General features: G+C 42.9%; 8 protein-coding genes. All 8 read left to right on the top strand.

Features of this window, described 5'->3' with window-relative positions; all coding sequences use genetic code 11:
- A partial coding sequence (locus RBATCC27255_RS10395) for a hypothetical protein (RefSeq protein WP_169923221.1) occupies positions 1-453 on the top strand: 453 nt, incomplete at its 5' end.
- A 125-nt stretch (positions 454-578) separates the two neighbouring features.
- A complete protein-coding gene (locus RBATCC27255_RS02995) occupies positions 579-2,045 on the top strand; it encodes an RHS repeat-associated core domain-containing protein (protein WP_101028675.1) in 1,467 nt (488 codons plus the stop codon).
- A gap of 226 nt (positions 2,046-2,271) precedes the next feature.
- Positions 2,272-2,754 (top strand): hypothetical protein, encoded by a 483-nt coding sequence (locus tag RBATCC27255_RS02990; RefSeq protein WP_147346907.1) that lies wholly within the window; start codon positions 2,272-2,274, stop codon positions 2,752-2,754.
- Between the two features lie 141 nt (positions 2,755-2,895).
- Positions 2,896-4,761 (top strand): class I SAM-dependent DNA methyltransferase, encoded by a 1,866-nt coding sequence (locus RBATCC27255_RS02980; protein ID WP_101028673.1) that lies wholly within the window; start codon positions 2,896-2,898, stop codon positions 4,759-4,761.
- A complete protein-coding gene (locus tag RBATCC27255_RS02975) occupies positions 4,758-5,957 on the top strand; it encodes a restriction endonuclease subunit S (protein ID WP_101028672.1) in 1,200 nt (399 codons plus the stop codon). Before RBATCC27255_RS02980 ends, RBATCC27255_RS02975 begins: the two co-directional genes overlap by 4 nt.
- A gap of 1 nt (position 5,958) precedes the next feature.
- On the top strand, positions 5,959-6,804 hold the full coding sequence (locus RBATCC27255_RS02970) for a hypothetical protein (RefSeq protein ID WP_101028671.1): 846 nt from the start codon (positions 5,959-5,961) through the stop codon (positions 6,802-6,804).
- An 11-nt stretch (positions 6,805-6,815) separates the two neighbouring features.
- Positions 6,816-9,950 (top strand): type I restriction endonuclease subunit R, encoded by a 3,135-nt coding sequence (locus RBATCC27255_RS02965; protein WP_101028670.1) that lies wholly within the window; start codon positions 6,816-6,818, stop codon positions 9,948-9,950.
- A 13-nt stretch (positions 9,951-9,963) separates the two neighbouring features.
- On the top strand, positions 9,964-11,271 hold the full coding sequence (locus RBATCC27255_RS10560; RefSeq protein ID WP_242958565.1) for a TIR domain-containing protein: 1,308 nt from the start codon (positions 9,964-9,966) through the stop codon (positions 11,269-11,271).
- Positions 11,272-11,628: the final 357 nt, after the last annotated feature.

Genomic DNA, 11,628 nt, shown 5'->3' with positions numbered 1-11,628 from the left:
TCTCTTTGTGCTGTGCTATTATCCGAACTTTTTTCCTTAAAAATAAAAGGTGTTAAAATTACAAACGCTGTTGGTACATTTGCTTTTTTTATAGTGTTTTATACTTTTTATAATTTACCTTTCCTAGGTTTTGCTAATAGTTTTGGCATTCAAAATAGCATTGGCACGCTATTCTTATTTTCTTTTACATCAAAAAGTTTATTGTATTTGTCTTCAATCTTAAAGAATAAAAATATGGATTTTGCAATAAAAAGCAATTCTTTAAGTAGAACTAAAAATTACAGTCAATATTTTGTGCGATATTTTAAATATTTTAGCATTTTTTTGTTGCTGGGTGGAATAGGCGTAGCTGTTTATAATTTGTTTTGCATGAATATAGATATAAGCTTGGCAGATGTGCTTTCAGGATTTAATAATCTTAATCCACAATTTCATTCTGATTTTTTTAATTAGATATATTAGTCGTATTCATTGAAAAAATTGTTTATAACGAATAGTTGGTTGATTTGTTAACCAATTAAATAGTGAAATTGTAAGGGTAGAACATTTTGCTGAACGGAGGCTCGAAAGAGCCTCCTTTGACGCCAAAAAAGTATGATGCACATAGTAATATTACAGATTTTACCAAAGACGGAGTTTTACAGTATCATTACGGTTACGATATGATGAATCAGCTTGTTAGCGTAGATGATAAGCTGAACGGTAAAGTTTACAACTATACTTACGATGCAGGCGGTAACCTTATATCCGAAACTGTTACCGATTCAAACGGTACAGCAAGCAATGCGTATGAATATAACAATTCAAATTGGGGAGATGTTCTCACATCATATAACGGTCAGAACATAACCTACGATGAAATCGGCAATCCGCTTACATATCGTGACGGAATGTCAATGACATGGAAGAACGGCAGACAGCTTGCAACACTCACAAACGGTGATACAAGCATAAGCTATGGCTATGACAGCGACAGTGTTCGTACAACTAAAACCGTAAACGGAGTAAAATACACATATGCTTATCTTAACGGACAGCTTATGTATGAAACTCGTGGCGACGCAAAGTTCTATTATTCCTACGATGCAAACGGAATTTTGTATAATGTCAGATACACTTTGACTGACGGCGGTACCGAGTATTCCTACTACTACACCCACAACTCCCGTGGTGATATTGTCGGAATTTATAACGGAGCAGGCGAACTCAAAGCACACTATGAGTATGATGCTTGGGGCAATGTGATTTCAATAACCGATAATAACGGCAATGCAATTACAAACCCGAACCATATCGGTAATTTGAATCCGTTCCGTTACAGAGGTTATTATCAGGACACAGAAACAGGTCTTTACTACCTGATGAGCCGTTACTATGACGCCGTAACCCACCGCTTTATCAATGCCGACGGCTATTTTCAGGCTGGTACATCTATTCTTGACGGAAATACTTTTGCATATTGTGCTAATAATCCTATTTATTCTTCTGATCCTACAGGTGCTTTTTGGGGAATAGTAGCTGGATTCTGTTCAGGATTTATAAGTAATACTATTTGTCAAATGATTTCAGGAACAGATATATCTGAAATAAATTGGGGTTCAGCACTTATAAGTGGACTTACAGGGGCTGCTTTAGGTGCTGTTGATGTTTTAGGTATTGGTTCAATAGCGGGTGCTTGTATCAAAGGTGGAATTAGTTTTTGTGGTTCGTTTGCGGATAATGTTTATAAAGGTGATGATTTTGGAACTGCAGTTGGAGGTGCAACTGTTGATGGGTTGACATCGTTAGGTTTTTCTTCGATTACACGAGATTTAGGCGGTAGTCACTTTAGTCAGGAAGCGGTTACTAAACGGAAAAACTGGAATTTCGCGGCTAGTGTAGGTGAAAAAGCTTATCAGTATGTTCGTGGTTCTACCAGCAGCGTTGGTGAGTCAACTGGAACAGGATACAAACCAGCACCCAAAAAGCAGACGCAGTGTAGATCTTGTGGTAGACCAATAGGTAAGAAATATGCTTGGCAATGTAAATATCCTACTTATTATTGAAGTTATTGTGTAATGTGGAGTTTATGAGGTAATGATTTTTAATATTTTTGGAGGCTTAGTTAAAAGTCTGGGTGTTTACAGACATAGTCCTCTGCTTTTAGCTGTATTTTTAATAATTCAACTTATCTGTATTATTGTTTCATGTATATTTGACAATATGTATTTTAAGTCTGTCATTTCTGAAACTTCTTTCACAAATAAGAGGTATAACAGAGTTAAACATTTTGTGTATGATACGATTGTTAATCTGTCAAACAGTATGTTTGTTCTTATGGTTGATGAAAAAACTAATATAGTTTCTCCTGCAGTTTATACAAAGCGAAACAATAGGGTTTCTATGATTAACCGAAATGCCGAATATACTGCATTTGAATACATTGAACTTTCGGACGATACTTATTCAGGTGAATATACCTTTATCAGAATTTGTAAAGTAAAAGATAGGAAAACCGGCGAACAGGTTCTTTTTGTAGCAGTTCCGAATAGAGAAACGAATATTCTCGCATATTCCGATTCTGCACATAAAGCCAACAAAACCGTAACTTTCGGAAAATTCAGAATATTCTGTTTTGTCGAATCTGAAAATAATTCCTATACGGATTTGCTTGTTGATTCGGAAAAAATCCATCTTGAAAAAACAAAAAGAAAAGGTATGTACTTTATAGGTTTGGATGACGTTACAAAAACAGATCAAAAGTCAAAAAAGTAATATAATTTGTTAAAAACTATATTAAGTTATATTCAGACAAAGTATCAGTCGGAATAGGGTAGAACATTTGCCACGCTATGGGCTGCTCCCCCAACGATATGATGGAGTTTATACCCGATAACCCGGAAGGAGAGAAAAAGGATGATTAACATACGGAAACTGGAAGCGGAACTGTGGGAATCCGCCGATCTCCTTCGTGCAGGGTCAAAGTTGACGTTGAATCAATACTGTATGCCCGTGCTAGGGCTTATTTTCCTGCGCTATGCGTACAGCCGCTTAAAAAAGGTAGAGGCCGAGATACTGAAGGACCGTCCATCACGAGGTGGACGCGTAATGCCCGTGGAGGCGAGCGACTTTTCCGCAAAGAGCGCACTGTTCCTGCCGAAAGAGGCGCAGTACGAGTATCTCGTCAATCTGCCGGAGAATATCGCAGCGGCAGGACTTATCAATAAAGACGGACATCCGATGAACAGCCTCGGTGAAGTGGTAAATAACGCTATGGCTTTGATCGAGGATCAGAGCGAACAGCTCACAGGCGTTTTGCCGAAAAGCTATACCGACTTCTCCGACGAGCTGCTGGCGGAGCTTCTTCGTATTTTCAATAACAGCGCACTTGATGACGTTGTAGGCGATATCATCGGACGCATCTATGAATACTTTCTCAGTAAGTTTGCTCCTGTGGTCGCATCCGATGATGGTGTTTTCTTCACGCCGAAATCCCTTGTAAAAATGATCGTAAACATCCTTGAGCCGAAACAGGGTGTTCTTCTCGATTGCGCATGCGGCAGCGGCGGTATGTTTGTGCAGAGCGGTGATTTCGTGAATGCCGCCGGTATGAACACCAACAGTACCATGACCTTCTACGGGCAGGAGAAAGTGGAATATAATGCCCAGCTCTGCCTTATGAATATGGCGGTGCACGGTCTGACGGGTGTTATCAAATCCGGTGACGAGGCAAACACTTTCTATCACGACGCACATAATCTGAACGGCTGCTGCGATTACATTATGGCGAATCCTCCGTTCAATGTAGATAAAGTAAAAGCAGAATCCTGCGAGAACGCCGGACGTCTTCCGTTCGGACTGCCGAGCGTGAATAAAAATAAAGAGGTCAGCAACGGTAACTACCTGTGGATTTCCTATTTCTATTCCTATCTGAATGAGCATGGTCGCGCCGGTTTCGTTATGGCGTCTTCCGCTACGGACAGTCAAGGCAAAGACAAGGATATCCGTGAGGCGCTGATTCATACTGGGCACGTTGACGTGATGATCTCCGTCGGTAATAATTTCTTCTATACGAAATCGCTGCCTTGCTCCCTGTGGTTTTTCGATAAAGCGAAGGGCGAAGTAATCCGGGATAAGGTTCTGTTCATCGACGCCCGGAATTACTACACAGTTGTGGACCGTACGCTGAATGAATGGAGCGAATGGCAGCTTAAGAACCTGAACGCAATCGTGTGGCTCTATCGCGGCGAGACCGACAAGTATACGACTCTACTGCAGGAGTATCATGATTATCTGCACAGCGAAGCCGAGGCCGCTGATAATGACAATCTGAAAGAGGCTGTTTATCGGGATTCCTTTGCCGATATCGTTTCTGCGCTGAAAGAAAAGCTCTCCGCACTCCACAAGACGGCAAAAGCTGAAGTGGAAGCCGCCGGGAAACGCGACAAGAAGAGCGTGCAGCAGCAGTATGGCGATAGAATTGCCTATATCGAGAATATGCTGACCGTTGCCAAGGAAGCGCACTGGCTCTATGAGAAGTTCGGTGACGGCGTTTATACCGATGTCCTTGGCCTGTGCAAACTGGCAACGATTGCCGAAATCGAAGAAAAAGGCTGGTCACTCACCCCCGGCGCATATGTTGGTGTGGCCCCCGTGGAGGATGACGGTATAGATTTTGCGGAGCGTATGGCTGAGATTCACCGTGAACTTCTGTCCCTTCAGGCCGAATCCAACGATTTGATGGATACCATCTCGCAGAATATGAAGGAGATGGGGATATGAGTTGGGATAAGGTAAAACTTGCAGATTGTTGCTTATCGATTTCGGATGGAGACCATCAACCGCCTCCCAAAGCTGTCTCTGGAGTACCGTTTGTAACCATTGCCAATATAAACAAATCAAATCAATTCGATTTTAGCGACACTATGTTTGTACCGAAGGACTACTACGACCGTTTGGATTCAAAGCGTAAGGCCCAAGTCGGAGACATACTGTATTCTGTGGTCGGCTCTTTTGGCATACCTGTCCTAATAAAAGAAGAGAGGCCATTTGTCTTTCAAAGACATATAGCTATTCTTAGACCAAACGAAAGAATAAACTCGGCCTTTCTATACTATACAATGCTAAGCAGAGATTTCTATGCTAAAGCTGATGCTGCTGCGATAGGGGCAGCGCAGAGGACAGTCAGTTTAACTTCGCTCCGTGGCATGGAAATTGAACTTCCACCATTAAAAGTCCAAGAAACGATTGCCTCAAAACTTTCCGTATATGACAACCTCATCGAAAACAATCAGAAGCAAATCAAGCTACTTGAAGAGGCTGCTCGGCGGCTGTACAAGGAGTGGTTTGTCAATTTCCGCTTTCCCGGATATGAGGATACGCCTATCGTTGACGGTGTGCCGGAGGGATGGGAGAAAGCCCCGATTGATTCGCGCATCTCCTTGTTAAGCGGATACGCATTTAAAAGTGCACAATTCGATAGCTCAGGAGAATACAAAATCGTTACCATTAAGAATGTTAAAGACGGTGAGTTTGACGGGATTAACACAAACCGAATTGTGTCAATTCCGGGAAAAATGCCAAAACACTGTGTTCTCACAGATGGAGATATCTTGTTATCTTTGACAGGAAATGTTGGTCGCACTTGCATTGTGAACGGGAATAATTATTTGCTAAATCAGCGTGTTGCAAAACTACAATCTGATATTCCCGCATTCACATACTGTTTATTTAGGAGCAGTGATATGTTTGATGCTATGAATAATCTTGCAAATGGAACTGCTCAACAAAACCTAAGCCCGATCAGAACCGGAAAAATATCGATATTGTTTCCTGCGGATAACTTGCTTGAGGAATTTGAAAGAATTGTGGGTTCTATGATTAGCAAAATGCTTAGTTTGATAAAACAATGCGATTTGTTGATTCAGGCCCGTGACCGTCTGCTGCCCAAGCTGATGAGCGGCGAAATCGAGGTGTGATATGAGGAAGTCTTTTGCACAAGTATTAAGAGAAGGCAACGTAGATATCAGACAAGAGTATCGTAAGCTGTATTCGATATTACATCAAGAAGCCTTTAATCATAGAACGAAATCTCTATATGAAGTTTTTGGGGAGAACTTTGCTCATTTTTATTTTCGTGGGACATGCCTTAGCATAGAAGAATTCGATCAAAAATATGGCTTCAATTTTGAAGCAGATCCGGATGATTTTGATATTGATTATCTGGTTTCATTTTGTGAATATCTGCAAAATATGCTCTTCGGCCTGCAAGCGGCTAATTTTTCTGGAGGATATGGCGGCTTTGCATCTATGGAAGTGAACATTCCATTTATCCTCGAACAAATTCGACTTGTGATCGAAGCCATAGGATATACATCTGCAAGTGATGATGGAAAAACGATCTTCGTTGAAAAATCTCCTGTAGCTATTGCTGTATCAGAAAGCGACCTAATTCCGGCAGAGCTATCATACAAGGTGCTGGAATATGATCATTATGCCCTTAAAGGTGACATTGAAAAGAAAAAACATATTATTTTGCAACTTGCCCAGATACTTGAGGCAAAATCTAAAGAATTGCAGAAAATCTCATCTTCTTTGAAAGATGATCTGTTTTTCCTCTTTAATAATTTGAATTTGCGACATAACAATGTTGATCCCTCAAATAAAGGAAAATATAAACGAATCGTTTCTGAACTTGACAAGGGGCAATTAGAACATTGGTATGACGAAACTTATCAAATGTGTCTTCTTGCATTTATGGAATTAGAGCAGGCAGAACGCAAAAAAGCATTTGATGAATTTAAAAAGCAAATTGTTGAAGGATAGGAGGTGGCGGCATGAGCTACGATTACTCAGAAAATATACTTGTGCAGGAAAGCGCCGGAAACCTTCTCAGGGACGAGCTCCAATGGGATGTGAAATTTGCATATAACACGGAGGTGCTGGGCGACGATGGCACCTTCGGCAGGAAATCGTACAAAGAGATTCTGCTTGTGCGGTATTTCCGTGCTGCCCTGAAAAAACTCAATCCTTGGATCACCGAGACGCAGATTCTTGAAGCACAGGCTGTTTTGGAAAAACGCCTGTCCACAGCCTCACTCCTGCAGGTCAACGAGGAGAAGTATTTCCTGATTCGCGACGGTATTCCCGTGACAGTAAAGCGTCCGGACGGCAAAACGGAAGTAAAGAAAGCTGCCGTAATCGATTTTCTCCACCCGGAGAACAACTATTTCCTTGCCATAAAAGAACTGAAAATACACGGTGATCTTTACCGCCGCACGGATATCGTGGGCTTTGTAAACTGTCTGCCGCTCCTTTTCGTGGAATTAAAGAAAAACACTGTAGATGTACAGAACGCCTACGATGATAATTATACCGATTATCAGGATACGATACCGCATCTGTTCTATTACAACGCCTTCCTTATACTGTCTAACGGCGCCGAGGCCAAGGTCGGCACGCTGGGCAGCAAGTATGAATTTTTCCATGAATGGAAGCGTCTTGACGAAAAAGAACAAGGCAGCGTAGCTTTGGAAACGATGCTGCGCGGCATCTGCAAAAAAGAGAACTTCCTTGATCTGCTGGAGAATTACATCCTTTATGACCACTCCGGCGGCAATACTGTAAAAATTCTTGCCCGTAACCACCAGTATCTCGGTGTCAACGAAGCAGTCAAGGCATACGAGGCACGGAAGCTCAACGACGGCAAGCTGGGCGTGTTCTGGCATACACAAGGTTCCGGCAAGAGCTATTCCATGGTTTTTCTCGCCCAGAAGATCCGCCGCAAGTTTGCAGGGTCCCCCACAATCGTTGTTCTTACCGACCGAGATGAACTGAACAAGCAGATCAGCGACACTTTTGAAAACTGCGGTCTGCTCGGTAAAACGAAAGCCTCACAGTTTATCGCCACAAGCGGCGGTGACCTCGTCACGAAGCTGAAAGGCAATCCGAGCTTCATTTTCACGCTGATACAGAAATTCAACAGGCCGGACGAACAGCCGATTTACCCGGATCACGATATTATCATTATGTCGGATGAAGCGCACCGCAGTCAGTACGGTATCTTTGCCGACAACATGATGAAGCTGCTTCCGACAGCGGCCCGTATTGGCTTTACCGGCACTCCGCTCCTGTCCAGCGACAATATCACAGCCCGTACTTTTGGCGGCTACATTTCCGTGTATGATTTCAAACGCGCTGTGGAGGACGGTGCTACCGTTCCGCTCTATTATGAGAATCGCGGCGAAAAGATACTCGATCTTCACAATCCTGAGATCACCGACCGTATCCTTGACGCTATCGAGAATGCCGATATCGACGTCGATCAGCAGGACAAGCTGGAAGCGGAATTCGCAAAGGAAATCCATCTGATGACGGCAGAGCCGCGTCTGAGATCCATCGCAAAGGATTTTGTCGGTCACTATTCCGATCTGTGGACCAGTGGCAAGGCCATGTTCGTGTGCCTTAATAAGGTTACCTGCGTCCGCATGTATAATTTCGTTCAGGAATACTGGAAGGAAGAAATCAAAGCTCTGAAAGCGAAAATCAAAACGGCCACGCAGCAGGAGGCGCAGGAACTGGAGCGCAAGCTGAAATGGATGCAGGAAACCGAGATGGCCGTTGTCATCAGTCAGGAGCAGAATGAGATTCAGACCTTCAAGAAGTGGGATCTGGATATCAAATATCACCGGACGAAGATGGAAAAACGGGAGTTGGACAAAGAATTCAAGGATTCATCCAATCCGCTCCGCGTGGTATTCGTCTGTGCCATGTGGCTCACCGGTTTTGACGTTAAGTGCCTGTCCTGCCTGTATCTCGATAAGCCCCTAAAGGCGCATACGCTCATGCAGACCATCGCCCGTGCCAACCGTGTGAACGAGGGAAAGAGCAACGGCCTGATCATTGATTATATTGGCATCGTGAAAGCTCTCCGCAAGGCACTGGCTGATTACACGGCAAACATCAACACACCCGGCGGCGATCCGACCGTTGATAAGGACGAGTTGGTTGCCCGTATCCTCGATACGATTGATAAGGCGAAGACTTTCCTCCGGGAGCGTGATTTTGAGCTTGCCGATCTGGTGGCAGCCGTTGATTTTGCGAAGCTGGCTCTGCTTCAGACCGCCGCCAACGCAGTATGCGGCACTATTGAAGATAAGAAGTCATTCTCCACATATGCCTCGGAATTGATCCGCTTGATGAAATACACGGATCGTGACGATATTACCGGGCAGACCCGGAAGGAGTATGAAGCCATCGCCGCGATTTACGGGGAGCTTCAAAAAAAGCGCCGTCACGTTGATACTACCGATCTGATGGTGGAAATCAATTCTATCATCAGCGAGTATGTGGAAATAGATGACGCTCCGATGATGGTAAAAGAGGAGCCGCGCCGGTTTGACATCAGCAAAATCGACTTTGATCTGCTCCGTCGGGAATTTGCGAAGGTGAAGAAAAAGAACCTTGTGATGAAGGATCTGGAGGAAATCATCCAGCAGAAGCTCGACCGTCTGCTTTTCAACAATCCGGACCGTATTGATTATTATGAGCGGTATCAACAGATCATCACGGATTATAACAGTGAGCAGGATCGTGCCACCATCGAAAAGACTTTTATGGATCTTATGGATCTGGCCAACAGCCTCGATAAAGAGGAACAGCGGTATGTACGTGAGGGCTTTGAGAATGACGAGGAGCTTTCTCTGTACGATATGCTTTTCCGGGACGATCTCTCCAAAGCGGATATCAAGAAAATCAAGGAAGTGGCCGCAAGTCTTCTGAAAAAGATCAAGGCGAAGATTGCCGAGCTTGACCACTGGACCGATAAGCAGGAAACAAAAGCCGCTGTGGATAACCTAATCCGTGATACGCTATGGGCCGAGCTGCCGGAGTGCTATGACGAAATCAGCATTTCCGAGTACCGCCAGCGTATTTACGAATATGTTTACACACGGTATAGGATGGCTGCATAAAGGAGTGTTCGCAATGACTATAGATATGCAGGCACAAGGTGTTTTACGTGATTTGTATCAGAAATTCGATGAACGCTTAGAACTATCAATCTCCGCACTGGATTATGACCAGATGCAGATCGATTATTTGATAAAAGCTGGCTTGCTTACCAAAATCGATACGAGTACGCTGAGCGGTTGGGCATATATCGTTAGACCTACATATGAAGGCAAAGTTTACTTGAGTCAATTGAGAGAAACGCCAGCTTCCAAACTGCAGGAATTCATACAGCGAGGTGAAGAAATAGGTAAGAAGGAATACCATCCTGCTGAACGTGGCTTTGCCATTTCCTTTGTAAGTGGACCACTTTATAAAGCTTGGATGGACGAGATCAACATTTTTAACGAGCGGTATCTTAAAGACCACCCGATGCACGATCAGATTTTTCAGACATATTTTCACCGGAGAAATAGGCCATCTGCCTATGAAGACATGATGGGCCACTTGCGTGCATTATCGGCTGATGAAGAATTTGCTTTTAAAAACACAGAAAAAGGACGGACAGCAAACGTGATAAAAAGAAGCCATACTATTGGTAAAATGCTGCAAGAAGATATTATGCGTTGTAAAGCATTTCTTGCAGATCCAAAAGATGAATCGATTGGACTGGATTTATACATTGATGTTACAAGCAGATATGATGCCATAATTCCCAACTTAGGTGCTGGCTTGTATCAGTGTATGCCAGAAAAACATTGGTACGATCCTGAGATTTCCGGCGAATCATTGATATTTAACTTAAAGAGTATAACCAACAAGATGCTTGCTTACCAAGCAGTAAATTATCCAGTTCAAGAATCAGATGTACATATAACTGAGAGGAAAACTATGAGTAATAAAGTATTTATTGTTCACGGACACGATAATGCTGCCATACAAGAAATGGCTCGGACACTTGAGAAAGGTGGTTTTGAAGCGATTATTCTTCACGAGCAACCCGATTCTGGACTTACAATAATTGAAAAGATAGAGCGTTATGCTGACGTTGATTTTGCTGTAGTTCTTTATACGGAATGCGATCTTGGCAGAGCAAAAGAAATGGCTCAGAAAGATGAAAGATATCGTGCTCGGCAGAACGTAGTATTTGAACACGGATATCTAATTGGAAAATTGGGAAGAGATCATGTTTGTGCATTGGTCAAGGGTAATGTAGAAACTCCCGGCGATATCAGTGGTGTCGTATATGTCAGTATGGATTCTGCTGGTGCTTGGAAAATGCAACTCGGTAAAAATATGAAAGCGGTTGGCCTTTCGGTCGATCTAAATACCTTCTGCGGTTAACCGAAATTAAGAAAAGAAAAACGGCCAGACTGAGCTTTCTTTACTCAATCTGACCGTTATTTCTTTTGGACCCGCTTGAAGGCTATCTCACTTGAAATATGGTTGTTTTGCCAAATCCCTAAGTGAAGCCCTCAGAAAGAACCTCCTTTTAATGCTTGAATAGAATACAAGCAAAATTCAAAACATAATATATGACAGATATATGACAGACTGTTCTGTACGATGAAAATGTTCGATAGAAAACGCATAAAATAGCAACAAAATAGTTTGACTAATGTATAATATTGTGTTAAAATTATGCGAAAAGGAGGGTGACAGCCCTATGGAGCAATATATGCCGATAGTGTGGATAGGCTT

It is taken from the genome of Ruminococcus bromii (assembly GCF_002834225.1).
Taxonomy (GTDB): domain Bacteria; phylum Bacillota; class Clostridia; order Oscillospirales; family Acutalibacteraceae; genus Ruminococcoides; species Ruminococcoides bromii.
Note: the sequence above shows the minus strand (reverse complement) of the source record. Positions and strands in the feature narration are given on the sequence as shown.

Excerpts from the sequence above, each read along its gene's own strand:
- RBATCC27255_RS02980 (WP_101028673.1), top strand. The coding sequence starts at position 2,896 with ATGATTAACATACGGAAACTGGAAGCGGAACTGTGGGAATCCGCCGAT.
- RBATCC27255_RS02975 (WP_101028672.1), top strand. The coding sequence starts at position 4,758 with ATGAGTTGGGATAAGGTAAAACTTGCAGATTGTTGCTTATCGATTTCG.
- RBATCC27255_RS02970 (WP_101028671.1), top strand. The coding sequence starts at position 5,959 with ATGAGGAAGTCTTTTGCACAAGTATTAAGAGAAGGCAACGTAGATATC.
- RBATCC27255_RS02965 (WP_101028670.1), top strand. The coding sequence starts at position 6,816 with ATGAGCTACGATTACTCAGAAAATATACTTGTGCAGGAAAGCGCCGGA.
- RBATCC27255_RS10560 (WP_242958565.1), top strand. The coding sequence starts at position 9,964 with ATGACTATAGATATGCAGGCACAAGGTGTTTTACGTGATTTGTATCAG.